The organism is Streptomyces sp. NPDC051286, from assembly GCF_044455345.1.
Taxonomy (GTDB): Bacteria; Actinomycetota; Actinomycetes; order Streptomycetales; family Streptomycetaceae; genus Streptomyces.
The window spans coordinates 1-24,530 of the sequence record NZ_JBITER010000067.1 but is presented as its reverse complement, the minus strand read 5'-3'; the positions used below and the strand labels follow the sequence as shown (position 1 = coordinate 24,530).

The 24,530-nt window shown below is 69.7% G+C and carries 20 protein-coding genes and 3 pseudogenes; 12 read left to right on the top strand and 11 right to left on the bottom strand.

Annotated features, from left to right (window positions below):
• Window positions 1–1,176 (bottom strand): amidohydrolase (locus tag ACIBB8_RS34475; protein ID WP_398958914.1); only part of this gene is annotated, 1,176 nt, incomplete at its 3' end.
• Window positions 1,177–1,251: 75 nt separating this feature from the next.
• A complete protein-coding gene (locus ACIBB8_RS34470) occupies window positions 1,252–2,772 on the bottom strand; it encodes an APC family permease (RefSeq protein WP_398958912.1) in 1,521 nt (506 codons plus the stop codon).
• 177 nt (window positions 2,773–2,949) lie between these two features.
• On the opposite strand from ACIBB8_RS34470, the gene ACIBB8_RS34465 reads away from it, so the two are divergent.
• The 3 genes from ACIBB8_RS34465 to ACIBB8_RS34455 all read left to right on the top strand — a co-directional run bounded on the left by ACIBB8_RS34465 (window position 2,950) and on the right by ACIBB8_RS34455 (window position 4,988).
• Window positions 2,950–3,600: a TetR/AcrR family transcriptional regulator gene (locus ACIBB8_RS34465; RefSeq protein ID WP_398958910.1), complete on the top strand. Its 651-nt coding sequence runs from the start codon at window positions 2,950–2,952 to the stop codon at window positions 3,598–3,600.
• Window positions 3,601–3,956: 356 nt separating this feature from the next.
• A complete protein-coding gene (locus tag ACIBB8_RS34460; RefSeq protein ID WP_398958908.1) occupies window positions 3,957–4,685 on the top strand; it encodes a relaxase domain-containing protein in 729 nt (242 codons plus the stop codon).
• A gap of 51 nt (window positions 4,686–4,736) precedes the next feature.
• Window positions 4,737–4,988: a hypothetical protein gene (locus ACIBB8_RS34455; RefSeq protein WP_398958906.1), complete on the top strand. Its 252-nt coding sequence runs from the start codon at window positions 4,737–4,739 to the stop codon at window positions 4,986–4,988.
• Between the two features lie 62 nt (window positions 4,989–5,050).
• On the opposite strand, the gene ACIBB8_RS34450 is transcribed toward ACIBB8_RS34455, so the two are convergent.
• From ACIBB8_RS34450 to ACIBB8_RS34440, 3 genes are all read right to left on the bottom strand, one after another.
• Window positions 5,051–9,430, bottom strand: coding sequence for a S8 family serine peptidase (locus ACIBB8_RS34450; protein WP_398958904.1), 4,380 nt, complete (start codon window positions 9,428–9,430; stop codon window positions 5,051–5,053).
• A 705-nt stretch (window positions 9,431–10,135) separates the two neighbouring features.
• A complete protein-coding gene (locus ACIBB8_RS34445) occupies window positions 10,136–10,855 on the bottom strand; it encodes a GlxA family transcriptional regulator (protein ID WP_398958916.1) in 720 nt (239 codons plus the stop codon).
• On the bottom strand, window positions 10,856–11,050 hold the full coding sequence (locus ACIBB8_RS34440; protein ID WP_398958902.1) for a hypothetical protein: 195 nt from the start codon (window positions 11,048–11,050) through the stop codon (window positions 10,856–10,858).
• On the opposite strand from ACIBB8_RS34440, the gene ACIBB8_RS34435 reads away from it, so the two are divergent.
• From ACIBB8_RS34435 to ACIBB8_RS34415, 5 genes and pseudogenes are all read left to right on the top strand, one after another.
• A complete protein-coding gene (locus ACIBB8_RS34435) occupies window positions 11,043–11,399 on the top strand; it encodes a hypothetical protein (protein ID WP_398958901.1) in 357 nt (118 codons plus the stop codon). The genes ACIBB8_RS34440 and ACIBB8_RS34435 overlap by 8 nt on opposite strands.
• A 95-nt stretch (window positions 11,400–11,494) precedes the next feature.
• Window positions 11,495–12,001 (top strand): hypothetical protein, encoded by a 507-nt coding sequence (locus ACIBB8_RS34430; RefSeq protein WP_398958899.1) that lies wholly within the window; start codon window positions 11,495–11,497, stop codon window positions 11,999–12,001.
• Window positions 12,002–12,221: 220 nt separating this feature from the next.
• The gene (locus tag ACIBB8_RS34425; RefSeq protein ID WP_398958897.1) at window positions 12,222–12,464 is read left to right on the top strand and encodes a hypothetical protein; all 243 of its coding nucleotides are present in this window, start codon (window positions 12,222–12,224) and stop codon (window positions 12,462–12,464) included.
• A 499-nt stretch (window positions 12,465–12,963) separates the two neighbouring features.
• Window positions 12,964–14,817: a transposase gene (locus ACIBB8_RS34420; protein WP_398958895.1), complete on the top strand. Its 1,854-nt coding sequence runs from the start codon at window positions 12,964–12,966 to the stop codon at window positions 14,815–14,817.
• 40 nt (window positions 14,818–14,857) lie between these two features.
• Window positions 14,858–15,127, top strand: a pseudogene (locus ACIBB8_RS34415) (SDR family NAD(P)-dependent oxidoreductase); the annotation flags it as partial.
• Between the two features lie 489 nt (window positions 15,128–15,616).
• Here the strand turns inward: ACIBB8_RS34415 and ACIBB8_RS34410 are convergent.
• Both ACIBB8_RS34410 and ACIBB8_RS34405 read right to left on the bottom strand, forming a co-directional pair.
• A complete protein-coding gene (locus tag ACIBB8_RS34410; RefSeq protein WP_398958893.1) occupies window positions 15,617–16,282 on the bottom strand; it encodes a hypothetical protein in 666 nt (221 codons plus the stop codon).
• Window positions 16,283–16,352: 70 nt separating this feature from the next.
• Window positions 16,353–16,529, bottom strand: a pseudogene (locus ACIBB8_RS34405) (LysR family transcriptional regulator); the annotation flags it as partial.
• Window positions 16,530–16,552: 23 nt separating this feature from the next.
• Between ACIBB8_RS34405 and ACIBB8_RS34400 the strand changes: the two are divergent.
• Window positions 16,553–16,957, top strand: coding sequence for a DciA family protein (locus tag ACIBB8_RS34400; protein WP_398958891.1), 405 nt, complete (start codon window positions 16,553–16,555; stop codon window positions 16,955–16,957).
• Here the strand turns inward: ACIBB8_RS34400 and ACIBB8_RS34395 are convergent.
• Entirely contained in the window at window positions 16,894–17,925 is a 1,032-nt protein-coding gene (locus ACIBB8_RS34395) for a hypothetical protein (RefSeq protein ID WP_398958889.1), read from the bottom strand. The genes ACIBB8_RS34400 and ACIBB8_RS34395 overlap by 64 nt on opposite strands.
• Window positions 17,926–18,201: 276 nt before the next feature.
• On the opposite strand from ACIBB8_RS34395, the gene ACIBB8_RS34390 reads away from it, so the two are divergent.
• Window positions 18,202–18,303 carry a transposase gene (locus ACIBB8_RS34390; RefSeq protein ID WP_398958887.1) on the top strand — a complete coding sequence of 34 codons (102 nt, stop codon included), beginning with the start codon at window positions 18,202–18,204 and terminating at the stop codon, window positions 18,301–18,303.
• Window positions 18,304–18,651: 348 nt separating this feature from the next.
• Here ACIBB8_RS34390 and ACIBB8_RS34385 read toward each other — a convergent pair whose 3' ends face one another.
• Both ACIBB8_RS34385 and ACIBB8_RS34380 read right to left on the bottom strand, forming a co-directional pair.
• A complete protein-coding gene (locus ACIBB8_RS34385; RefSeq protein ID WP_398958885.1) occupies window positions 18,652–19,467 on the bottom strand; it encodes a GPP34 family phosphoprotein in 816 nt (271 codons plus the stop codon).
• 480 nt (window positions 19,468–19,947) lie between these two features.
• A complete protein-coding gene (locus ACIBB8_RS34380) occupies window positions 19,948–20,574 on the bottom strand; it encodes a TetR/AcrR family transcriptional regulator C-terminal domain-containing protein (protein ID WP_398958883.1) in 627 nt (208 codons plus the stop codon).
• Between the two features lie 166 nt (window positions 20,575–20,740).
• Between ACIBB8_RS34380 and ACIBB8_RS34375 the strand changes: the two genes are divergently transcribed.
• On the top strand, window positions 20,741–22,300 hold the full coding sequence (locus tag ACIBB8_RS34375) for an APC family permease (RefSeq protein ID WP_398958881.1): 1,560 nt from the start codon (window positions 20,741–20,743) through the stop codon (window positions 22,298–22,300).
• 150 nt (window positions 22,301–22,450) lie between these two features.
• On the opposite strand, the pseudogene ACIBB8_RS34370 reads toward ACIBB8_RS34375, so the two are convergent.
• A pseudogene (locus ACIBB8_RS34370) lies at window positions 22,451–22,927 on the bottom strand (ATP/GTP-binding protein); the annotation flags it as partial.
• 200 nt (window positions 22,928–23,127) lie between these two features.
• Between ACIBB8_RS34370 and ACIBB8_RS34365 the strand changes: the two are divergent.
• Entirely contained in the window at window positions 23,128–24,390 is a 1,263-nt protein-coding gene (locus ACIBB8_RS34365) for an MFS transporter (protein WP_398958879.1), read from the top strand.
• Window positions 24,391–24,530 lie beyond the last annotated feature (140 nt).

Below are 24,530 nucleotides of genomic sequence, written 5' to 3'. Positions count from 1 at the left end.
CGGCTCGAAGTTGGCTATCACACCGAGGCGGGCGAAGCGGGGCAGATCCGCGGGGTCCACGAGCTGCACGTGCGTGATCACCGGGCGGCGGTCCCGTGGCGGGTTCGCCGCGATGGCCGACTCGACGGCGTCCAGGGAGGCCCGGACGCCCGCGTCGCCGATGGCGTGGATGTGGATCTGGAAGCCGTCGGCGTCGAAGGCGCGGACCGCCTCGGCCAGGGCGGCGGGCTCCCACACGGGCATGCCGCAGCTGTGCGGGGCGTCGTCGTAGGGGTTGAGCAGAGCGGCGGTGCCGCCTTCGATCACGCCGTCGCTGAAGAACTTGACCGTGCGGGCGGAGAGCAGGTCGCCGGCCTCGCGTTCGACGCGGGCGCGGGTTCGCGCGAAGGCGGCACGCTGCGCGCGCCAGCGGTCAGGGTCGGCGCGCTGTGCGAGGTTCACGCGGACCGCGAGGGCGTCGGCCCGCTCGGCGGCCAGGTAGGCGTCGACCATCTCCGGCTCCACCCAGGCGTCCTGCACCCAGGTCAGTCCGGCGCGAGCGTACGTCTCGCCGGCGAGGGCGATCGCGTCGACGAGTTCGCCGACGGGCCGCCGCGGGACCTGGTCGAGGACGAGGTCGCAGGCGTGCCACTCGCGCAGGGTGCCCAGCGGGGTGCCGTCGGGTCGGCGTACGATCCGCCCGAGGCGTGGGTCGGCGGTGTGCTCGTCGACGCCGGCCCGGCGCAGGGCCTCCGTGTTGCACCAGACCGTGTGGTAGTCGTAGGCGCGCAGCACGACGGGGCGGTCGGCGACGGCCTTGTCCAGCCAGCGCGCGTCGAACTCGCCGTCGGGGGCGAGTGCCGGGTCGTAGGACGCGCCGACGATCCACTCCGCCTCGGGGTGCTCGGCGGCCCAGCGCCCCACCTCGGCCACGACGGCGTCGACCGACGTCAGCTCCTTGATCTGCGGCCCGAAGTGTTCGAGGCCGCCGAAGAGGGGGTGGGCGTGGCCGTCGCCAAAGGCCGGCATCAGCAGGCTCTCGCCGAGGTCGATCACCTCCGCGGCGTCGGCCGCGAGGCTCTCGGCGTCGCGTCCCAGGGCGACGACCTTGCCGTCGCGCACGGCGAGGGCGGTGGTGTCGCCGTGCTCGGGGGTGCCGGTGCGAACGGTCCCGAGGAGGACCAGAGTTGAGGACACGGTGCGCGGAGCTCCTGATCTGTCGAGGTGGGGCGGGGACGGTGGGTGCGGCGGCCGGGCGGGCCGCCGCCGAGTTCATGCCGGTTTCTCGGCGTCGACGGTCGTCAGGCGCGCGTAGGCCTCGGGGTCGGTGCGCCGGATGCGCAGGGCCACGACGACGCCGACGGCGAACAGGACGGGCAGCGGGGCGAGGAGCGCCGCGTTCACGGCGTTCGAGGCGCCGGTGAGCAGGTCGAGGTTGCGGCAGACCAGCACGATGAGAACGCACAGGCCGGCGCAGGCGACGAGGGGTGCCACGGTGACGCGCCAGACGGACATGGAGCGCCGGTCGCTCCGGAAGAAGCCGTGCACGGCGAGGGCGGCGAGGGCCTGCATCAGCATGACGCCGAGAATGCCGGGACCGTTGGTCCACAGGAACGTGACGGTGTACGGGTCGACGCCGGTGGCCAGGGTCACCACGATCACCGCGAGGGCGATCACCGACTGCACGACGACGGCGAGGGCCGGGGCCTGGGTGCGGGGGCTGGTGGTGCCGAGGCGGCGCGGCAGGAGTCCCTCGCGGCCCAGGGCGTAGAAGTAGCGGGCGGCGCCGTTGTGGAAGGCGAGGGTGGCGGCGAAGGCGCTGGTGATGATGAGCAGGTGCATCGCGTCGGAGGCCCAGGCGCCGACGAACCGTTCGGTGGCGGTGAAGACCATGTCGGCGCCGCCATTTCCGTTCGCGACGGCCTGTGCGTGCTCGGAGCCGTAGGCGTTGCAGATCATCCAGACGGTGAAGGTGTAGAAGAGCGCGAGGAAGGCGACGGCCGCGTACGTGGCGCGCGGGACCGTGCGCTCGGGGTCGCGGGCCTCCTCGGCGTAGATGGCGGTGGCCTCGAAGCCGACGAAGGCGCCGATGGCGAGGACGAACATGCCGCCGACGCCGGCGTCCGCGAGGTTGCCCACGGACAGCGAGGTGACGTCCAGGCCCTGGGGGCCGCCGCCGTGGGCGAAGACGCCCGCCTCAAAGACGAGGAGCACCAGCACCTCCAGGACGAGGGCGACGCCGAGGACCTTGGCGCTGAGGGTGACCCGGAGATAGCCGAGGACGCCGATGGCCACCAGCCCGGCCAGGGCCCATACCCACCAGGCGATGCGCACGCCGGCGAGATCCTGGATCCCGGACTCGGCGAACCAGCCGAAGGCCACGAGGAGGCCGACTTCGATGGCGTTGTAGGAGAACAGCGCCACGTAGGCGGAGCCCGCGCCCGTCGGGCGGCCCAGTCCGCGGCCGATGTAGGCGTAGAAGGCGCCGGCGTTGCGCACGTAGCGGCTCATGGCGGTGAAGCCGGCGGCGAAGACGATCAGGAGGACGCCCGAGATCAGATAGCCGAGGGGTGCGGCCTTGCCGGCCATGCCGATGGCGAGCGGCGCGACACCGGCCATGACGGTCAGGGGCGCGGCGGCGGCCACGACGAAGAAGACGAGGTCGCTCGTGCCGACCGCGCCGCCCTGGAGGACGTCGGCGCCCAGGGTGGAGCCGGGCGCAGCGGGGGTCGTGGTGCGGTCCGCCGAAGCGGACCAGGGGGGTGGGGCGGACGCGGGTGGGGATGAGGACACGGGCGCTCCTGGGTGTGCAGCCGGAACCGTTTCCGCCCCACGGGGACGGGAACGGCACGCCGGAACGGAGAAAAACTAAAGGCTTTAGTCCGAACTGCGCAGGACCGTACTCTGTACGGCAGCGCCTGTGAAGACCTCGGCCCCTGCCGAGGCCGAAGAAGGGGGATCGGTGCACCGATGGACACCAGAGGCAGACCGCGTACGCCCGCTCTGAGCCCGGAGTTGATCGCTCGCGAGGCGCTGGCGATGATCGACGAGGAGGGAGCGGATGCCTTCAGCATGCCGCGGCTCGCCGCCCGCCTCGGCGTCAAGGCGGCGTCGCTCTACAACCATCTGGACGGCAGGGCGGCCGTCATTGAGGCGGTGCGGCGGCTGGTCGTCGAGGAGATGGACGTCTCCGCCTTCGACTCCCTGCCCTGGCTGCAGGCGCTCGCCGTGTGGGGACGGTCCTACCGTGCGGCGTTCGCCCGGCACCCGCACGCCATCAGCCTGCTGGCGACGACCACCATCAGCTCGCCCGCCACCCTGGCCATGTACGAGGCCGTGGTCACGGCCCTGGCGCGCGGCGGGTGGCCGCGGGAGGCGCTCGTGGACGTGCTCACCGGCGTCGAGTCGTTCCTGCTGGGGTCGGCGCTGGACCTGGTGGCGCCGCCGCTGATGATCGACCCCTCCGGTCATGTCCCCCATGTGCCGGTGCTGGCCGCCGCGTTGGCGGACTCCCCAGGCTCCGACAAGGCCGCCCGCGCCGACCGCGCCTTCACGACGGGTCTGGAGGCGCTGATCCTGGGCCTGGAGCGGCGGCTGGAGCAGGAGACCGCGGGCGCGTGACGCCCGCGGCTTGCCCAGGTCGTCCACTCATCGGTCGTGTGGCGGGCCACCTGGATGACCTTGTACGTCGTCACGCCTTGGTCAGGCCGTTGAGCAGCAGCTCGGCCAGGTGCTCGTACGCCTCGGCGTCCGCCAGTCCGGTGGCCGCCGCCACCTGACGCTGGGAGGTGCGACCGATCGGCCCTTCTTCGCAGGTCAGGGCCGTGTGGCGTGGTCTCCATGATGGATATCGCGCTGATCACCGCCGGGCAGATGTACCGCTACTACCTGCGCCAGGTCGTCGTCGGCGACGGCCGCCGCCCGGCCCGCACACCCCTGCGCAAGGCGCAGGATGAGGCCGGGGTCCCGGCCGGGCGATGGATGGGCCGGGGCCTTGCCGTCCTCGGCCTGGCGACATCGTCACCGAGGCGCAGCTGCGCAACCTCTTCGGCGAAGGCCGGCACCCGCACGCCGGCCGGATCGAGGCCGACCAACTGGCCGCCGGGAAGAAGCCCGAGGCCGCGCGCCGGGCCGGGGCGCTCGGGCGGCGGGTGAACGTCACCGGGTTCGATCTGGCCTTCCGCCCGCAGCCGACCCTCACTCTCCTGTGGGCCCTCGGGGATGAGGAGACGCGGCGGGCGATCGAGGCCGCACACGAGCGGGCGATTGCCGCCGTGCTCGCCCGGATCGAGGACGAGGCCGCGAGGCATCCGCGTCGGCGCCCAGGGCGTCTACAAGGTCCGCCCGGTGCACGGCCTGGGCCAGATTGTCGACCTCGGCCCGCAGTGGGATCAGTACGAGTAAGTCACCAACGTCGGCTTCGCCGGAGTGGCTCACTTTTCATCTGCCGTCCGTGGCCCTCGGCTCAGTTCACCCGTCGTCGAAGAACTATCCCCACGGGTGCGGGGACGGTCCCGGCATCACCGTTGCTCCTGGGCAGTCCTGCAGGTGGTCCCCGCGCCCGCGGGGATGGTCCCCAGGACCGCGAGACGGGTACGTTGCCGAGACGAGCCTCCGAGTCGGCCGCCCTCGTACGCTCTCGCGCTGGCCGCCCGACGCTTGGCTTTTGGCGGGCGGCTGGCCATGTGCTGGGGCTACGTATCTGACGGAGCCCACCCATCACCCAGCAGTTCGGTAACGGACCTATAGTTCGCGCCATGCCCGACCCCAGTCGCCCCTCCCCGCTGAGCTCACTCATCGGGGTCGATGTCGACGCGACGGCCGAGCGGGTCTATCGGGCGTTGGTCCTGATGCTGTTGCTGGCTGGGAACACCGATGCCGCGGTCGCTGCCCGACTGGGTATCAGCCTGCGGACCATGCCGCGCAGGGTCCGCAGGCTGATGGATCTGGCCGGCACCGATTCCCGGGTGTTGCTTGGCTGGCACGCGCGGGACCGAGGGTGGCTTTGAACGCCTTCGTCCCGTCGAGCCACCGACTGCGGTGGCTCGACGGGACGAGATGGCGCCGGGGCCTAGTTGCCCAGACCTGCCGGGATCCTCAGCATCACCGAGCTGGACCAGGCGGCGTTCGGGCCGCCCTCGCCGTAGACCATGAGCTGGTGGTGATCGTTGATGTCGAAGCTGTAGGTCGGCGTGAATCGATCACCGACAGAGAGCGGCACCATGCCGGACAGATCCCAGAGCCGTCCCTGCGGGTCCCACATCGCCGACACCGCGACGTCCGGGAAAAGTTCGACAGTTCCGAGGATCCACCCGTCGTCGGTGACTTTCTCGCCGGTCGCGTTGTATCCGTAGTCGGCAAGGCGCTGCATTCCGCCGGCCTTGGTCCACACGAACGCGTCGTCACCGCTGGTCCCCACGATGGTCCCGGAGGCGTTCACATCGTTCGCCTGGCCCGAATACTGTCCCGGAAGCGTGCCGAGATCCTGAATAACACCTGACGTCGCACCCCAGGTGACCGCGTGCGGCACATGGCCATCGGTGCGCGAGGCACCGACGATCATTCCGGCATCGTTGATGGCGCGCGCCTGGGTTCCCGTCAGATCCGAGGACAGGTGGGCCAGCTTGCTGAACGTCCCATCCGGCGTCCGCACGAACCCGTCACTGTAGCTGTGGTTCTTGCCGTCAGACTCCTTGACGATTGCTTCGGAGAATCCGGTGACCACCCCCTTGTTATTCACGGCGGTCGCGTAGCCGCTGGAATAGGGCCGCCAATCCGGGACGCCGAGCACGGTGAGCGATCCATCCTTGGCCCATTGGGCGGGAAGAGTACGCAATGCACTGTCCGTCGCGATACCGACGGCGATCTGGCCGTCATTCAGGTCCAGAGCCGATCCGTACTTGCCCCCGGCAAGGTCCAGGTTGGTGAACCCGTCGGCGGCTGTCCAGATGGTCGGCGTCATCCTGGAGTTGTACTGGCGATCCCCCGCGACTACGCCGCTCTCATTGAGGGCCGCGCCGACGAATGGCGGGGCCCACGCGACCAGATCGAGTTTGGGGACATCGACAGTGGCGATCGTGACGTCCGCCGCCCCGATGATCGTGCCGTACTCGTTGGCCACTCGGACCCGGCCGACCATGGGATCCTTGGTCAACTGCCGAGCGCTGACGATCATTGCCCCGTCGACCGGCATCGACTGGCCCATGGCAACCGTGTACTTCGCGTCGGATTTCGGCGTGATCGTGCCGAGGCCCTTCGAGTACATCTCCTGGTGGTAGTCGAACGTGACGTTGTCTCCGGGCACGGCGACTCCCGCGACCACGATGAAGTACGTACCCGGCTGCGGATCATCGATGACGATGTGCTCGGGCGAGTCCCCGGTCGTGGTGCTCTGGCCTATCGGCCTGCCGTTGAAATACACATAGAAGTCCAGGTCGGCAGCGTCTCTGGGCGTCAGCGTCACGTCGAGCCGGGTCGTCTGACGCGGAACATAGAGCATGTTGGACGTGATTTCGCCCTGCGAGACCGTCGAGAACAAATTGCGGACATCGCCGATCTCGCCAGTTGCGACGTGGGCGATCGCGGGGCCAAAGGTGTTCGTCCCCGTCGAGCCGACATTCGTCGGCGAGTTCATCGTCACCTTGTCGACTGTGACGGTCCCCGGATCGAACGACATGCCCTGCAGCGAAACCGTCGCTGTGTACGGGTTCTGTTCGACCGGAGACGTCCTGCGAGACTCGATCACGAACTCCCAGATGCCGGGTTTGGGCCGGTACACCGGTCGTGCGGTGGCGTTGCAGTTCGCCGGGTCGGTGTAGTTGGTGTAGCAGTGGTAACTGGCGTTGGAGTCCGCGGGCATGCCGTCGGGGTCGATGGGCAATGCGCGGACCTGGCTGCCGTCGGCGAGCCCGCCCAGGGTCAGCTGCAGTGCTTCGACGCCCTCGGGAACGGGCACCAGCAGTGAGGTGGTTCCGGTTCGGCCGAGCGTGCCGGAACTGGTGACCGCGTAGTCGGGTTTGGCCAGCGGCTTGGTCACCAGCACGGTGACGGCGACGAACCGGTCGATGCCGCCCGTCGCCGGGTCATCAATGGTCAGGATCGCGCTATGCACGCCGGAGGTCTTCGCGGTCGCGGTGACCGCGATATCGGCCGCCTTTCCGAGCTGCAGGGACATTGCCGCGCGGGCGCTGAATGTGCCGTCGTTGCCGATCCAACCGATCCGGTGCACGACGTTCCCGGCAGCACCGCTGGTCCGGGTGACGCTGACCTTGTAGGTCTTCTGCGCACCGGTCACCTGGCCGCCTTCCGTTGGCAGACAACGGTTGTAGATGCCGACGCCGGTGTTCGGAGTCGCGAGCAGGCCGGACAGCGAACTACAAACGGGAGCCGACACAGTGAGCTCATTGGTGTTGATGCCAGCGCTCAGCTGCTTCCAGGCTGCGACGGTGTCGATGATGCCGGCGCCCTGCGCGACGGTCGGGACGCCGGGGATCGGGTCGGCGGTGCCGGTCAGGGCGGTTTTCAGCGCCGCCGAGCTGACCGTCAGCGAATGGGCCTTGGCGGCCGATAGCAGCAGCGCCGCCGCTCCGGCGACCTGCGGGGCCGCCATGGAGGTGCCGTTGGCCATGCCGTACCCGGCCGGCAGCGAATACCCGGCCTCGGGGACGGCTTCACCGGACAACCACATCGGGATCGAGGAGATGGCGGCGCCGGGCGCGGACACCTGCGGCGCCAGTGCCCCGTTCTCAGCGGGGCCGCGGGAGGAGAAGCCGAAGATGCCCTGCTTGGTGGCAACCTTCGACCCGTAGCCGGCCCACCAGGTGTCCGAGCTGACGGACGCGGCGACCGAGATGGCCTTGCCCGCCACGGACGGCGAGCTGACGGTGTTGGTGCCGAGGCCGTCGTTGCCGGCGGCCATGATGATCTGCACGCCGAAGTGGCCGATCAGCTTGTCGTAGAGCGCGGCGATCACGTCGGAGCCGTCGTTCAACGCGGGAAGCCCGCCGATGGACAGGTTGACGACGTCGACATGGCGATTGGTGACCAGGTCGATCATGCCCTCGGTCAGTGCCGCCTGGGTGCAGCCACCGCCCCAAGTGCAGGCGCGGGCGGACACGATCTGCGCGCCCGGTGCGGCGCCGTGCATCTGGCCGCCGAACATCGACGTGCCGGCGATGATCCCCGCCACATGGGTGCCGTGCGAGGCGACCGGCAACCCGATAGACACGTAGTTCGCGGTCTTGCCGACGTTGCTGCCGCCGAGCGGGGAGAGATCGACGTTGTCGCGGTACTCGACGACGAACGGGATGCGCTCGTTCTGTGGTGTTGCGGGGTCGTCGCTCCCCAAGTGGCCGACCTGGCGGTCGACCGCGAACGGGGCCATCGGTGTCTCGTCGGTGAGGTCCTGGTTGTTGTTGCCGTCGACCCAGATCCTGTGTGTGGTCGGGTCGTACAGAACCCCGTAGAAGTCCCGGGTGTCGCCGTCCCGGTTGAGGTCGCCCTCGAAGTCGCTCCCGGCCGTCGCACTCTCGTAGAACACGCCGAATTGGAACGTGCCCTCCGGGATCGTCCAGGTCTTGCCCAGGTAGCTGAACGTCGGACCCGTCTTGGTGGCGGACATCCGCACCCAGCTGCCGTCGCGGTCGGTGACCGGATCGGTCTCGGTTACCCAATCGACAACCTTGGACTTTCCGTCGCTGGTCGTCTGCAGCGCGGGATGCTCGACGTCGACGCCGGTGTCCAGCACGCCGACGACCGTGCCGCGCCCGTCCCAGGCCGGGTTGTCCTTGACGAAGGCCTCGGCGCCGGTCTCGTTGATCGGTAGGTACGGGTTGTCGGCGGGCGTGTTCGCGCCGGGCGCGGTCGGCCCCGCGGCCTTCGTTGCCGCCGTCCTCGCACCCGCGGCGCCCAGATCCGGGCCCGGGATCTTGTACGTCCGGTTCAGGTCGATCGCCGCGACCGACCGAAGGCCGGCCAAGGTGGCCACGCTATCGGTCGGGACGGTAGCCCGGACGTAGCCGACCTTTCCGGTCACCGATCCGACGGTCCCGCCGGCCTTCTCCACCGCGGCGACGACGTCCTCGGTCGCGCCCTTCCGGGCCAGCATCAACACCGTGACAGACTTCTTCTTCGACGCCTGCGCCTGCTGCAGCAGCCTGGTGTCGGCGTTGCCCAGCTTCTCGGCCGCAGTATCCGACAGCGAGTCGTCGGTCAGCGGCTGGAACCCGTCGGTCTTCCCTGCCCTGTAGATCGAATCCGGGTTGTCGCGCCCGGCCCGGTCGTCAAGCCCGGCAACGGGCGACCGACCCGGCCCCTGTGGCCCGTCGGGATCAGCGGGTTCGACCTTGCTCGCGCCAGCACTCTCGGAGCCAGTCGGGCTCGTCGGGTCGGCGGCTGCGGCCGCAGGCGCAATCAGCGCCGCGGCGATCAGCACGGCCGACGCCGCGGTCATCACACCTGTTCGTCTTAGTCGCGCCATTGTGCTCCTAACCAAGGAGTGAAACATCACCGTGCGGCCAGGCCCACAGACACGAGAACACCTGAGCCGCCTGGCCAATCTCGCAGTTGGGTCCGGGCAGGATCAACGGACCGAGTCGGGCGGATGTCGGCCATGGCGGAATGCCGCCACACTCGGCGTGTGAGTGGGTGAGTTGGTGTCAACCGCGAGCTCCTGCGGCTCCCCGTCTTCGTCCTCCAGTCACGGGGTGTCCACCACGAGCCGGCCACTTGGCACGCGGATCGACGTCACCCGAGCGACTTCCACCACCTCCCGGGACAGAACACCGGTTTGGTGTCAGTAGGTTGGTGTCAGTGACGGCACGTCAGGCTGGGATGTTTCGCTAGATCTGATCCGGGCCCGGCGGCCCATGCATGGTCAGATGGGCGCAGCAGACGCAGGGATACTTCAAAGTCACACCCTCATCCTGTCGCACCGCATTGTGGGGTTCCACGGCTTTCCAGGGTTGACAGCGAGACCCGCATATGAGGGCGTTCCGACCCGCCACATCCGTTACAACAACCTCAAGCCCGCCGTCCGCAATGCCTGCACCGGCCGCAGCCGAGTGGAGTTCGGTGGCTGGCCTTCCGTTCGCACTATGGCTTCGACGCCTTCTTAACCACCCGCCAGCCGTGTCCCCAACCTCGCTGGGCAATACAACTAGACGTCGTCGTCCTGGCCGGACGTTCGGTCCGTGCGGCGGAAGGCCGCCCGGTAGGCGCTCGGGCGGTGGCCGGTGTGGCGGGCGAAGAGGGTGGCGAAGGTGCCGGGGTCCTGGTAGCCGACGGCCGCGGCGACGGCGGCGACGGTGCGATCGGTGGTCTCCAGAAGATGGCGGGCGCGGCGGATCCGGGAGGCCTGCAGATGGGTCAGCGGGCTGCGTCCGGTCTCTTCGGCGAAGCGGCGCAGCAGCGTGCGGGTGCTGACCCTGAAGGCGTCCGCGAGCGCGGTGAGGTCGTACCGCTCGGCGAGGTTCTGGTCGAGCCACCGCATGACCCGCTGGGAGAACTCCCGGCCGGGCTGCGGGAGGAGCCGCGGGTCGATGTACGGGGTCTGGGAGGTCCGCGCGTCGTCGACGAGCGCCACTCGGGCGGTGGTCCGGGCCACCCCGACGCCGTTGTGCCGGCGGATCAGGTCCAGCGCGAAGTCGTACATGGCGCTGAAGGCGGCCGTGGTCGTCACCCCCGTGTCGGTGACGACCAGGCGCTCGGGCCGTACGTCGGCGTCCGGGCAGCGCCTGACCAGTTCGCCGGCGTGCAGCCAGGAGGTGGTGGCCCGGCGCCGGTCGAGGAGCCCCGCCTCGGCGAGCAGAAACGCGCCGACGCAGAGGGAGACGACGGCGGTGCGCGTCCAGCGCCGCCGTGACGCTGAGGCCCGCAGTCATGCCGGCCCGAGCACTCGGGAGGTGGCCAGGGCACGTGCTGCGTCGGCGAAGTGCTGCTCGCTCTGCTCCTCGGTCAGACCGAGCACGGCGCGCTGCCCCAGCCCGGCGAGCAGTGCCCGCAGCGTCGTCGCCAGCCGCCGCGCCTGCGCCTGGGTCGCGCTTCCCCCGGGGTACGCCCTGCCGGTGAACACGCCGGCCAGGCGCTCCTCGTGCCCGACCCACTCCGAACAGGCCGAGGCGTTCGCTGTATCCGACCGGCCCGCCACGGTTGCCGAGGAGTTCGACCAGCGCCAAGGCGTGCATCTGGTCCGCCTCCGCCTGCTTGGAACCTGCCTGCGGATGCTCGATGCGGAGATCGCCGCAGGAAACCCCACCCCGGCAATCCGCACCCAACACGCTCTGCTCACCCGGCACTTTGACCGCTGGGTAGCGGAGGTAAAAGCCGAAACGGCCGACATGCGCCTGGAGATCCGCAAGCCGATTGCCGTACAGCTGGCCGCCATTCTGCTTGCCGCGCAGACCGCACGCAACGCTGGGTAAGAACGCTCCGCTTTCGCTGTAGGACGCGCGGCAGGGCGAAATGGACGGCCAGGGAGTGGTGCTGGTGGCTGGGGGCGGCGGCGTAGGTACGGGACATGGTCCGCCAGAGCGGAGGGCGTCTGGATCCGGAACACCGCACGGGCCGGGCACCAGTGCAGGTGCTGATCTCGCGGGTCGGCTGTGTGATCTGCGGGTCGGGGAGGATCCCGGTCGCAGGGTCGGGTGCGGAGTGTGAGGCCTACTACCGGCGGCGGCGCGCCCGTAGTCCTCGCCGTACCTGGCTGCGCCGGGACGCGGCGAGCCAGCCGGCGGGGCGGCTGATCGCCGACCGGGCCCAGGCTGCGGACCGCATGCGCACCCTGTATCGCAAGTGGGAGGCAAAGGGCCCGGATCCGCTGCCTGGGGCCATCAGTCTGCTGGAGCCGCTGAGGGCGGCCCTGGACTCGGTCGCCGCCTTGGAAACCAAGTTGGCCCGCCGCTCTCGCCGGAACCCAGCCACGCCCGGACGGCGCAGCCCAGCGGGAGGAGGCTGCCTTCCGCCGCAGCTCCTCCCCACCCTGATGGCCGGCAAGCGCACCGTCCACCACGTGCTAGTGCCGTGACCGGCAATGTTTGCCCCGTGAGGAGCGTCGTCCAGTGCGTGCGATCGCAAGGCGGCCGGAAGTCCTGGTAGCTCCGCTGGAGCCCGAGCCGACTGTACGGCCGGTTGTAACGTCTGCTTCGCCCTGGACGCTGAATGCACAGGGGCCAGGATGCGCGGGGATCATTCCCGCGTCAGTGACCTGAACGTGGAGATCTGCAGACACACTCAAGGGGGTGTTCATGACGCGCTCAGTCATGCGGCACGTGCCGCACACGATCCGGAACGAGCCGGAAGGCGGGGTCACGTACGAAACCTTCTGCGTCACGGTCGGGTGCGGCGAGGAATCCGGGCCGCAGGAGGAGCAGGAAACGGCGCAGGACTGGTGTCTACGGCACACCGGCCGGACCGGTCATGACCTTTTCCGCCGGGTTTTCACCGACTATGCCCGCGTGACGCGGGAGCAGTGGGCCCCGGCCCGCTGAGGACGGCACAGAGCGAGGCTCAGCGAGTCGGCTGCCCGTAGTGGCCCTGGGAACTTCCCGGAGCCGCTACGGGGCTTCTGTGCGATGGGGACTAGTGCCCCTTCCGGCGAGCGACGTGCACGAGAGCGACAGAGCCACCGCCCTTGCGAACACGCACGCCTTCGCGATCGTGGCCACCTGCTTCGGCCACCGCCGCACCGTGACCGCCTTCCAGCCAGCATGGCCTCGCTCTCGGCGCGCCCTGGAGAGGCGTCAGCTCGGCCAAGGTCGGAGCGGAAGACCCCGGTGCCGACAGGGCATCCGGCTGGACGCCGCCCTCGCCCGGGCGGCCGAGGCCGCCGACGCACGCCGAGACGGTGCGCAGCACCTCGTTCGCCCGCTTGAGGTGGGCGTTCTCCTTGCACCGCGTCCAGGGCAACGGAGGCCCCGGGCCGCAGCCCCGCCGGGGTGGGTCGTACCTGCCGGTCGTGTCCGACCCTGGTGGCCATTCGCTGACGGGGTGTGCCTGCCCGTTTGGGTGCGGGACGATCGTGGTGCGGCCGGTTCCTGTCTGTCCCGGCTGTGGGGGTGGGTCGGGGTGTCGATGGTGCCGCAGCCGTGGCCGGAGCCGGCGGCGGAGGTCGCGCGGGCGGTGCTGGCGAAGTATTCCGGGCGTCAGGTTCCGCTGCCGGTGGCGGTCCGTGACCGGTTCGGGGAGCTGTTCGCCGATGCGGAGTTCGCCTGCGCCTTCGGGGCAACGGGTCCGCGGGGCTGGTCGCCGGGACGGCTCGCGCTGGTGACGGTGTTCCAGATGGCCGAGAACTTGACGGACCGGCAGGCGGCGGAGGCGGTGCGGGATCGTTTGTCGTGGGCCTACGCGCTGGGGCTGGACCTGGCGGACGCCGGGTTCGACCACACGGTGCTGTGCGAGTTCCGCTCCCGGGTGGTCGCCCACCGCCTGGAAGAGAAGGTGCTGGACCTGCTGCTGGCCAGACTCAAGGAGATGGGCCTGGTGGGAGCCGGGGGCAAACAGCGCACCGACTCCACCGCGGTGATCGCCGCGGTGCGGGACCTGAACCGGCTGGAGCTGGTGGGCGAGTCGGTCCGCGCGCTCGTCGAGGCGCTGTCGGCAGCGGCTCCGGGCTGGCTGGCCCAGGTCATCGACGTGCCCGGCTGGTCACGGCGCTACGGACGCCGGATCGACACCTGGAAGATGCCGGCCTTCAAGACCAGGCAGAACGCCCTCGCGCTGGACTACGCCCGTGACGGCTTCGCCCTGCTCGGCGCGGTCTACGCGCCCGGGCAGCCCGCATGGCTGCGGGAGCTGCCCGCCGTGCAGGTCCTGCGGTGTGTGCTGCTGCAGAACTACACCCGCACCACCGCCAGGAACGGGCGGGAGGTGATCAAGCGGCGGGAGAAGGACACCGAGGGTGGTGACGGTCTCCCGCCCGCCAGTATCCGCCTGACCTCGCCCTATGACACCGACGCCCGCTGGGCCGCCAAACGCGACACGTTCTGGAACGGGTTCAAGGTCCACATCAGCGAGACCTGCGCCACCCAGGCCGACGATGCCACCCGTCCCACACCAGAGGTGACCTCCAAAGCCGCGGCGCCAGGTCGGCCCAGCCCTGACCGGGCGCCGAAGCACCCGAACCTGATCACCAACATCGCCACCACCACCTCGACACTGCCCGACAGCAAAGCCCTGGAAGGCATCCACCAGTCCCAGCAGCGCCGCGACCTGCTCCCCGACGAGCACTACCTCGACTCCGGTTATCCCAGCGCGGAACTGATCACCGGCTCCCTGGCCCGCTACGGCGTCGCTTTGATCACCCCGGTCCTGCTGGACACCTCCCGCCAGGCCAAGGCCAAGGAGGGCTTCGCCGCCCATGACTTCACCATCGACTGGCCGGCTCAGCAGGCCATCTGCCCCGCAGGGCACACCAGCGCGACCTGGAACCCGGTCGTGCAAGAAGGCGTCCCCAAGACCGTGGTCACCTTCGCCGCCCTCGACTGCATCCCCTGCCCGTTCAAGCAGCAGTGCACCACCGCGAAGAGCAACCGCCGCCAACTCTCCCTGCATCCCAGGGAGATGACCGATGCTCTGCGAGCCGCCCGCACCCAACAGCAGACCAAGGACTGGAACAAGGACTACGCCTTACGCGCTGGGGTCGAGGGCACCATCCGGCAGGCCACCGCCGTCGCCGACCTGCACCACGCCCGCTACCGCGGCCGGGCAAAAACCCACCTCGAACACACCTACAGCGCTGCCGCACTGAACCTGATCCGCCTCGACGCCTGGTGGAACGGACACCCCCTCGACCGCACCCGAACCACCCACCTCGCCCGACTCGAACTGAGCCTCACCGCTTGATCAACCCGAATGACCACCAGGGTCCAGCAACTCCCTCACCCAGCACCTGGCGATGGAACTCGTCCTGCACGGCATCCGCTTCAACGCCGTCGCCCCCGCCGTCGTACGCACCCCGATCGACGAGGAGTTCATCCCCAAGGCGGACCTCGATTCCGCGCTCGGCGGCTTCAACGGCTTCCATCCGCTCGGCCGGACCGGCACGCCCGACGACGTGGCCGCCACCGTCGCCTTCCTGCCGTCGAACCAGACCGACTGGGTCACCGGCGCCATTTGGGACGTCGACGGCGGCATCACGGCCGGCCGCAACTGACCGCTGTCGCGGTCGCCCGCGTTGCGCCGACCGACGGTACTCGCCGGGCTCCGGCCAAGAACGGGTCCGAGTGCTGCGAGTTCCGAGTAGGCGGCGGTGATGTCCGCGCCCGACCGGGACCGCAGGACCGTGGTCTCGTCGCCCGGCAGGTAGGCCATGGCCCGCTGCTCGTTCAGGTGTGTCCCGCCGACCGGGCCCGTGTCCGGGGCCGCCCGGCGGCGGGGGACTGTCACGATCAGTATCGCCCCGCCGGAGCAGCCGAAGCCCTTTCGCAAGGCGGCGGGGGTTTCTGCCGACGACGTCAGAACGGCGGGTCCTCGCTGTGCTGGATCCCCGGGCCGGTTCGTCCGCCTGCCGCCGAGCGACTGCGAACGGTCGAAGGGAACGAGATCATCAGGCTTGTGACGTTTCCGCAGCTGCGCTTCTTCGCGGTCGTTTTCTTCGCCGTGCGCTTGTTCGCGGTCGCGGTGGCGGGGAGGTGGCGGTGACTCAGCCGACGTAGTCGGTGAGGATGCAGCCGTCGGCCTGGGCCGGCTCGCTACGGAATCCGGCCGGCGGGACGAAGTTGGGCGAGCAGTTGATACCCAGCGAGCCAGCCCGAACGAGCGCCTCTTCCTCGTCGCTGCGGCCGTTGAGCTGGACCGCGAAATTCTGGCCGACGAAGTAGCGGGTGTGTGTGTCACCGTCCGACCGCTGATACTTCTTGTAGGCGGCCTCAAAGGTCGCCATGTCGTCGATGAGCATCATCTTGTGCACGTTGTCGATGGCACTTTCGCCGTAGCAGGATGCATGATCCTTGATGGAGAAGGCCTTGTTGGTGGCTTCGATCCGGGCAGTCACGGCAGCGTCGTTGTCATCGTAGTTACCGTCAATGCCGGTGAAAGTGTCGTCCTTGTCACGGCTGAAGCCATTGCACTCGGTGGCAGACTTGACGAGCTCCGCCACCCCGTTCATGTCGGCGACCTTGCCCAGCCCGGACTCTGCGGTTCTGCTGTTCCCGTCCGCGCCGGGGTCCGCCGTGGCATCCTGCGGCGCGCCGCTTGCCGCCGCGTGGCCACCGCCCTGTCCCGTGCCGCCGTTGCCACTGCAGGCGATGGCCGTGGAGGCGAGGGCGAGGACAATTGCAGCCGTGGTGAGTGAACGGACAGCGTGCATGAGGGTGTTCTGCTTTCGTCGGTACCGCTGATGGGTTGTACGAATGATCGTATGAGCGTAGTGCAGGTCCGTCGTCGGCCCGCTCCAGCAGCGCGCGCACGTGTGGCAGCAGGGCGGTGCCGGCCGGGGTGAGGGCCACCGAGCGGCGATCCCGGTCAAAGAGCACCACTCCGAGGTCGCGCTCCAGTGCCTTGATCTGCTGGGACAGCGACGGCCTGGCGATCAACAGCCGGGCGGCGGCCCGGCGGGCCGCAGCCTGTGCCGCTGCGGGTGACGGTCGTCGAAGTCGTCGATGACTTTGGCTGGCCCGTTCCCGTGGAGAGCGCCGTGGTCACACAGTGGCCGATGCTGGTCGAGGATCTCGCCGCAGGTCTGGTGGCCGTCCGGTTCGACCCGGGCACCGGCGTGCTGAGCCTGCGCGGCACCTCTCCTGCGTGGGCGACATTGGGGCGCTTCCGGTCGATGAAGATCGCGCAGACCGTGAACCAGGCTCTGGGCCAGCAGTTCGTGCGGGAGATCGCCATCCTGCCGCCCGCGCACCGGTCGGCTTCACCGCTGCCGGTGCTGCCGCCGCTCGATCGAGCATGCGCAGGGGGCCGGGGCCCCACGGCCTACTGGATGCTCCAGCGGTGCGGATGCGAGGGGTTGGCGGGGCAGGCAAAGACGTTCAGTTGACCCCAGCGGCCCACGGTGACCTTGGTCGGCGTCGCGAACCGGTGCGTGGGCAGGTCCTGTTCCTCGAGCGGTTTCCAGCTGCCGCTCCCGCCGTCCCACTCCCGGCTGTCGATCGTTAGCAGCAGGTCCATCGGTGCGGCGCAGGCCTGGCAGTTCATGGGCGAGGGGTCGGTCAGGTGCCATGATGCGAACCCTCCGACACGCCAGCCGGGCGGAATGGACAGGTCGTACTGGTAGGCGGGCGGCTCGGGCGCGCCGTCGTCCGCAACCTTTTCGGCTTCCTCCTCAAGGGCTTCCTCCCAGGCGTCGATCCGGGCGCACAGGTCCTCGGGAAGCAGTCCGGCGAACGGGTATGTGGTCACCTGTTCCGGGTGCAGCACGCAGGGCTCCGGCACGTACCCGTCGGAGCCCACGACCCCTGGTCGGGGGTGTGTGGCCAGGACCTCGGCGACCTCGGAGGAGCGGCGCCAGCGGAGGTCCAGCGACATGCCGTACCCGGTCCTTCCGTGCCGGTCGAAGGGACACCAGAACACCTGGAGCAGATCGCAGCCGTCTGGGCCCGCCGGCAGGTCGGGGAGGTCCCGCCGATAGAGCTGGGCGACGCCGATCATCGGCAGCGGGTCGGTGTCGGCCACCGTCGCGACGTGGTGCTCCTGCGCCAGCTCCACCAGGAGCGCCCGCTCCTGGTCCGTGGGGCCCGAGTCCGAGTCGCGGTTCCAAGTGTCGGCGAGGATCTGGCGCTGCCGGTGGATGTCCATGGGGCGTCGGCCGGTCCCGCGCGCGTGCGGCTCGGTGCACACCGGCCACGGCTCGTTCGCCGGCCACAGCAGGGGCCCGCCCACGGAACTGGACGAAACGGCTGGGCTGCCCGGCCGCGGGTGCAGCCGGGTGGTCGTTCCGCGGTAAGCGGCCAGCTCTGGGAAGAACCCCTCAACATCGAGCGGGCGTGGCGGCGTGGTCCTCGTCATGGACGCGACCCTAATGTGCAACATCCCGTGAGTTCCCCTGAGCTCTGCCGAGGCCCCGAGCGTGTGGCCAGGGGGTTCTTCATCGTGCAGGTCCTCCGCTGGTTTGTGAGGCAACTTCGGGATTCGTGAAGTGTTTTCGGTCTGTCTGACGGATCGGCGGTCTGGTCGAAGGTGGGGGAGTGCGGGTCGTGAAGTTCCCCCGCTGAACTGGACAGCCTGATACTGGGGCGATTGGGTCCCGGAGGAAGCAGTTCAGATAGTGAGCGCAAGAGCAACATGAGCAAGCGGTACACGGCCGAGTTCAAGCGAGACGCGATCGCGCTCGTCCGTTCCTCGCCGCATCGGACCGTCACCGAGATCGCCCGGAACTGGGAGTGAGTCCCGAAGGGCTGCGTGGCTGGGGCAAGCAGGCGAAGTCACGCGGGTGCCGAACATGGTGGCGAGTTGGGTGACGGCTTGCTCGGTCAGGGACCCGGCCCACGCCGTGCCTGCCCCAGCGCTCCCCGGCGCACTGAGGCATCCGGTCGGGCAAGCGGCTCCGTTCCCTTGACCGTCAACTTCGGCGCACGGGACGGTCGTTCTGCGTAACTATCCGCAAACTGCTCGACAGGGGAGACCGTCATGAACTTGCGGTTCGTCGAGCAGACCTTTGCTCGGCTCCGTGGCTTCGAACGCCCAGTGAGCCACTGGGCTCGGAGATGAGTGTGCGACTCTCAGTTGTCGGTGTCACCAGTTGCCGTGGCCGCCGTCCCCGTGCCCGCCGCTGTGGTGGCCGGTGCCGCCTGTGCCGCCCTCAGACCAACCGCCCGGGTTCAGGTCGTGGCCGAGGCTGTGGCCGCCGGTGGTGAAGTCGGCGTAGAGGTCGCTGAGCTCGCCGAGGAGTTGGCGGGTGAGGACGTCGGCGCCGGTGGTCAGTGCCGCAGCGAGTTCCTCGTCGGCTGCCAGGGCCGCTTTGGCTGTTACGGGGACGAGGCGGCCGGTCGCGGCGAGGGTGGCCAGACGGCGGCGGTCGGTGATGCCTCGCAGGCCTGGGTAGGCGGCAGGGGCGAGGCCCGCAGCCTGGACGAGGGCGGCGAGGGTGAGGTCGCGGTCGACGGTGGAGATCGCGGAGCCGGAGCGGACCACGCTGTCGAGACGGGCCAGCAGCGCCCGGCGGCGCGGCAGGTCGACGGAGAGAATGTCGTGGCGGGTTCGGCCGCCGGGCTCGCGCCACCGGCGGACACGCACCGCCTTCTGGTCCTCGAGCCGGGAGAGGTACTCGATGGTGAGAGAGCGCGGTGTCTGGCGTAGCCAGTCCTTGAGGCTGGGTGGGGGAGCAGCCGCGACCAGACTGCGCAGGACATTGTTCAGGCGGCGGTCCTCGACGGGCTGGGAGTCCATCACCTCGATCCGCCGGGGGCTGACTGTGATCCGTCCGGCCAGGCCCAGGTCCACCAGTTCCGAGGCCCGCAGGGTGAACCGGAGCCGGTCCTCGGCCCGGATCCTTATACGTCGCCTGCCCGGGACTATCGCGAGCAGGAGCAGTTCGTCCCCCGTGGTCATACATGCAGGGTAGGCGTGGCTGTCCGATAAGGGTGTCGTTTCGATCGTGGCACCAGCCCCAGTTAATACTGCCACCGCATGTGGTGTGACTTGTCGTCGTCTTGGTCGTTGGGCTGACTGTGTGATGAATCGCTGACGGTCGCGCAGATCGAGGAATGGTCCGAGGGGCCTTGTCAACTTGTCCGGGGCTTGTCTGGCTGTGGACGTGTCGGGGTGTGGTGGGGGTCGGGTGTGGGCCGTGGGCTCAAGGTGCTGTGGGCATGCTGGTGAGCCCGGTGATTTGGTTCCAGACGCTGAAGCGTTCGTTCATCGTGGTGCGGTAGTCGGGTGCGATGAGGCGGTGGCGGACGGGACGGAAGTGCGGTGATATCGCGCTGAACGCCGAGGAGTTCGCGCGTGAGATCGACCGCCGCTTCGGCTGGTAGCGGCCACGCGCCCGCGCGCCGGATTCGATGGCACGGGCCGGGTCTCCGGCAGGGTCTACAGGCGTGCCGCGAGGCCGTCGAGGACGAGCCCCAGGCCAAGTTCGAAACCGCGGTCGTCGAGCTCGGCCAGGCCGGCGCCGGTGGCCGCGGCGCCGGTCAGCGAGTCGGCCAGGGCGGGGTAGTCGGGCCGGTATTCCACGGCCGGCCGGGTGAATCCCGCGGTGAAGGTCTCCAGCGCCGAGCCGAGGACCAGGTAGTCGATGGCAGCGGCGGCCTCGGCGGCGTGGGCGGGTGTGCAGCCCGCCCGGATCAGGGCCGCGAGCAGCGCGTCGTAGCCGCGCAGGGCCGGGGCCGCCTCGACCGCGCGCCGCGCCGCCGGGGCGATCGCGTTCGGGTGGCGCAGGTACACCTGGCGGTAGCCGCGCGCGTAGGCGGCGATCCCCTGCCGCCAGTCGGACCCGCCGAGCGGGCTTAGATCGATCTCCTCGTTGATCAGTTCCGAGACCGCGTCGAGGACGTCGTCCTTTGACGCCACGTGATGGTACAGCGACGCACCCCTGACCCCGAGCCGAGCGGCGAGCGTGCGCATCTTCAGCGCCTGGGGGCCCTCCTCGTCGAGGAGTTCGAGGGCCGCGCGCGCGATGCTCCCGCGGCTGAGCAGCGGCTGGTTCGGTCGGCCCACGGTGTGATTCCCCTCGTCATCAGCCGTCAGGTTACCTGCACGGAGGGGGTTCCCAAGAAGTTCAGGCCGGGTTAAGGTCCCCGCATTCCCGCAACCTAACCACGTTAGATTTAGTTTCCGGGGCGCACCGGCTGGCCGGCGCGCCCCGCATTGCGAGAGGTGCGCCATGCCCGACACTGCCCCCGCCCGCCCCGAACCGGGCGGCGCAGGTGCCGACGCCGACGCCGCCCGCCTGGCGGACCTCGGCTACACCCAGGAGCTCAGCCGCAGCCTCGGCATCCTCGGGAACATCGCCATGGGCTTCGCCGTGGTCTCGCCCGTCGTCGCCCTCTACGCCGTCTCGATGGTCGGCACGATGATTGCCGGGCCTGCCTGGGTCTGGGCACTGCCGATCGTGCTCCTCGGCCAGTGCCTCGTAGTGAACGTCTACTCCGAGCTGGCCTCCCAGTGGCCGCTCACCGGCGGCCCGTACCAGTGGGGCCGACGGCTCCTCGGCCCGTCCTTCGGCTGGATGAGCGGCTGGGTGTGGCAGTTCGCCGTCATGTTCGGCAACACCACCGTCGCCTACCTGGCGGCCCCGTGGGTTTTCGCCCTCGTCGGCGCCACGCCCACGCCGGGCTCCCTGGTCGCGGTGGCCGCCGCAGTCCTCCTCGCCTGCATGCTCGTCAACGCGTACGGCATCAGGATCCTGAGCTGGTTCGTCTCCCTCGGCATCGCCGCCGAGGCCATCGCCTCCGTACTGGTCGGCTTCGCCCTCCTGCTCTTCTTCCGCGAGCACGGATTCTCGCTGTTCACCGAAACGCTCGGAGCCGAGGAATTGTCCGGCGGCTCGACCGTTGTCGCCTTCCTGGCCGTCCTGGCCGTGGCCGGCTGGGGGTTCATCGGATTCGACGCCTGCGTCTCGACCGCCGAGGAGACCAAGGACGCCGCCCGGCAGGTGCCCCGCGCCATGTGGTGGGCGCTGCTCAGTGTCGGCGTCGTGGTCATCCTCAACGCGATGGCGGTCGCCCTCGCCCACCCCGCGCCGCAGGCCGTCGTAGCGGGAGAGGACCTCGACCCGGTGACCACCGCCGTCACCACGGCCTTCGGATCCTGGTCCGACAAACCCTTCGTGGCCGTGGTCCTCGTCGGATTCCTCGCTTGCGCCATGGCCTCCCAGGGTGGGGCCGCCCGCGGGGTGTACTCGCTGGCCCGCGACGGCGTCTTCCCCTTCTCCCGCCAGGTGCGAAAGGTCAACAGCCGCCAGGCCCCCATCGGCGGACTCGTCGCCTCGACCCTCGTCAGCTGTACGGGGCTGCTGCTCGGCCTGAACGCCACCGCGATCGGCAGCCTGATCGCCTTCGGCACCGCGGCCACCTTCCTGCCGTTCTTCCTGGTCAGTCTGGCCGCCCTGATCGCCCGTCTGCGCGGTACCTGGGTCCCCTCCGGTCACATCCGGCTGGGACGCAAGGGCACCTTCCTGAACGTGCTGGCCGTCCTGTGGACCGCTTTTGAGGTCGTCAACGTGTGCTGGCCGCGGGCCATTCTCGCCCCGCCCGGCGCCCCCTGGTACCAGATCTGGGCGGGCCTGCTGGGAACTGGTGTGGTGATCACCGTCGGCCTGGTCTACCTGGTCGTGAAGAAGCCGCAGGACGCGCTCCGCGCCGCCCAGGCCCGCGAGGAGGGCAGCCGGAGCGAGCAGAACGAGAACGAACCGGCGACTGTACCCGCCCCAGAGTGCCCCTGACCCTCCGTCACCCCTCCCCCGACAGGGTCGTCCGGACCTGTCCACAGAGGGAAATCCCACCGAAGGAGGTATGTCATAGACCTGCCACGCGCTTGGGCCGGACCTGGAACGGGAGCGCAACGAGCTGTGGGGCGACGTTGGCGGGAGCTGTCACCGCTTGCTGCCTGCTGTTGGCAGCGGGTTCGCGTGGTCACGGCCGGAGGCGATGTCCAAGTCGACGGCCAGCAGACCGCTCTTGGTGATCTTCTCGGTGCCGGTCAGGATGGCGTCGACGGCAGCCCCGCGGATCTGGTGGGCGAGGGTGCCGATCATGCCGCCAGTGCGGGTGTTGAGGAAACGACCGAGTCGCGCCAGCGTGCCGCGCTTGTGCCGGTGCAGGAGGAGGGTTTCCTCCATCTGGGCGACCAGGCCCTTCCATTCCTTGTTGTAGGGGAACGGGTGGGTGGCCACGAGGGTGAAGCGTCCCGCGATCTGGTCACCGCGAGTGCCGGAAAGCAGGCCTCCGGACTCGACGTCGATTCCTGCATAGGCGAACGTGGCCGGGATCCGCTCGGAGAAGTACTTGAGGGTGTCCGATGCTTCGACCTCGTGCCGTGTGTGCAGGGAGATGCTGTGGATCTCGTCGACTTTACCGACCGCAGGAGCCCAGATTTCGACTCTGAACTGCAACGATTCACAGACTACATATCCGTGACGTTGGATCACCATAGTCCTTCGTCCCTTGCGCCAGGAATCTTCGGAAGGGCGGTGAGGCGAGCATCGCCCGGCAATTGCTGATGGACCGTCACTAGCCCTCGACCAGCTTGAGGGTCCTACGGTCAGCGTCCATGGCATCACTTGGCACCACGGAACCTGTTGTCTCCCCTCCCCCGCGAACAGTTCTTCCCCGGTCGTATCTGCTCTGGCTCGCGGGAACCCGAGCCTCTCTGGTCGGTGACGCAGCCCTCTACTTCGCTCTCAGCTGGGCGGCCAGTGCCCACGGCGGTCAGCTGGCCGCGCTGGTGCTGACCGCGATCACGCTGCCGCGGACCGTGCTCCTGTTGCTGGGCGGGGCCGTAGGTGACCGCTTCGGCGCCCGCCGCGTGATGATCACCGGCGATGTGGCGATGCTCGCGGCTGTACTGGCCCTGGCCGTGGCGGCCCGGACCTGGGGGACGCCGCCATGGATGCTGTTCGGGTTTGCCGCTGTGGTCGGGACCGTCGATGCGTTCTATCTCCCGGCGACGGGATCCATGCCGCGCCGCCTGGTGAGCAAGGAACAACTGCCACGGGCGATGGCCCTGCGACAGGCCGGTGACCAGGTGGCCTCCCTGCTCGGGGCCCCGCTGGGGGCGGTGCTGGTGGTGATGGCGGGCCTGAGCGGGACGGCCCTGGTCGACGCGGGCACGTTTGCTGCCGTCCTGGCCGTCATGGTGTGGGTGCGCCCGGCGGCCCAGGCGGAGCGGTCCCCTCGCGCGGAGAGCCTGCTCGCGGGGATCTCCGACGGTGTGAAGCTCGCGGCGACGGATCCCGTCCTTCGACCCGCGCTGCTGCTGACGGCAGCGGCTGCGGCGGGGCTGCTGCCGGCGGTTTCCCTGCTCAGCCCGCTGCTGGCCCGTTCCAACGGCTGGGGGCCGGGATCGGCGGGCCTGGTCGCCGCAGGGCAGGGCGTCGGGATACTCCTGGCCGCGCTGCTGGCTGCCCGCCTGGGTCCTATGCGCCGGATCGGCATGGGCACGAGCCTGGGCCTGGCGCTCGCCGCGGTGGGACTCGCCGGACTCGCGGCGGCTCCAGCCCCTGCCGCAGCCATTGCTGCGGCAGGGGTCGTCGGTGCGGGATCGAGCATGTTCGCGTGTCACATAGGCCCGTTGGTCCTGGCCGGCGCGCCGGACACGCACTTGTCCCGGGTCCAGTCGCTGCTGACGCTCGTGCAGAGCTTGGCGCTGGTGGTGGCGAACAACGTGCTGGGCTGGCTCGCGAACGCGGCCGGTGCCAGGAGTGCGATCGTGCTGTGCGCTGTCCTCGGCTGCGTCGCCGGAGTCACCGGTTTGGCCTCGACATCACTGTGGGGTCAGCGTCAGGCCGGGTCATTGCATCAGGCCGGGTCATAGACCGGGCGTCGAGGACGACCGGGTCGGGGGGTGTGTTCACCCCCCCCCCCCGGGAAGACCCCGGCGGCATCGCGGGGTGGGGCCCCCATTAGGGCCGGGGGGGCGGGGGGGTCGGGGCGGGGCCCGGGGGGCCGGGCGGC

What these genes read in the sequence shown, in the direction of transcription:
- ACIBB8_RS34465 (WP_398958910.1), top strand. Translation starts at nt 2,950, where the DNA reads ATGGACACCAGAGGCAGACCGCGTACGCCCGCTCTGAGCCCGGAGTTG.
- ACIBB8_RS34460 (WP_398958908.1), top strand. Translation starts at nt 3,957, where the DNA reads ATGGATGGGCCGGGGCCTTGCCGTCCTCGGCCTGGCGACATCGTCACC.
- ACIBB8_RS34455 (WP_398958906.1), top strand. Translation starts at nt 4,737, where the DNA reads ATGCCCGACCCCAGTCGCCCCTCCCCGCTGAGCTCACTCATCGGGGTC.
- ACIBB8_RS34450 (WP_398958904.1), bottom strand. Translation starts at nt 9,430, where the DNA reads ATGACCGCGGCGTCGGCCGTGCTGATCGCCGCGGCGCTGATTGCGCCT.
- ACIBB8_RS34430 (WP_398958899.1), top strand. Translation starts at nt 11,495, where the DNA reads ATGGTCCGCCAGAGCGGAGGGCGTCTGGATCCGGAACACCGCACGGGC.
- ACIBB8_RS34425 (WP_398958897.1), top strand. Translation starts at nt 12,222, where the DNA reads ATGACGCGCTCAGTCATGCGGCACGTGCCGCACACGATCCGGAACGAG.
- ACIBB8_RS34410 (WP_398958893.1), bottom strand. Translation starts at nt 16,282, where the DNA reads ATGCACGCTGTCCGTTCACTCACCACGGCTGCAATTGTCCTCGCCCTC.
- ACIBB8_RS34395 (WP_398958889.1), bottom strand. Translation starts at nt 17,925, where the DNA reads ATGACGAGGACCACGCCGCCACGCCCGCTCGATGTTGAGGGGTTCTTC.
- ACIBB8_RS34390 (WP_398958887.1), top strand. Translation starts at nt 18,202, where the DNA reads ATGAGCAAGCGGTACACGGCCGAGTTCAAGCGAGACGCGATCGCGCTC.
- ACIBB8_RS34385 (WP_398958885.1), bottom strand. Translation starts at nt 19,467, where the DNA reads ATGACCACGGGGGACGAACTGCTCCTGCTCGCGATAGTCCCGGGCAGG.
- ACIBB8_RS34375 (WP_398958881.1), top strand. Translation starts at nt 20,741, where the DNA reads ATGCCCGACACTGCCCCCGCCCGCCCCGAACCGGGCGGCGCAGGTGCC.
- ACIBB8_RS34365 (WP_398958879.1), top strand. Translation starts at nt 23,128, where the DNA reads ATGGCATCACTTGGCACCACGGAACCTGTTGTCTCCCCTCCCCCGCGA.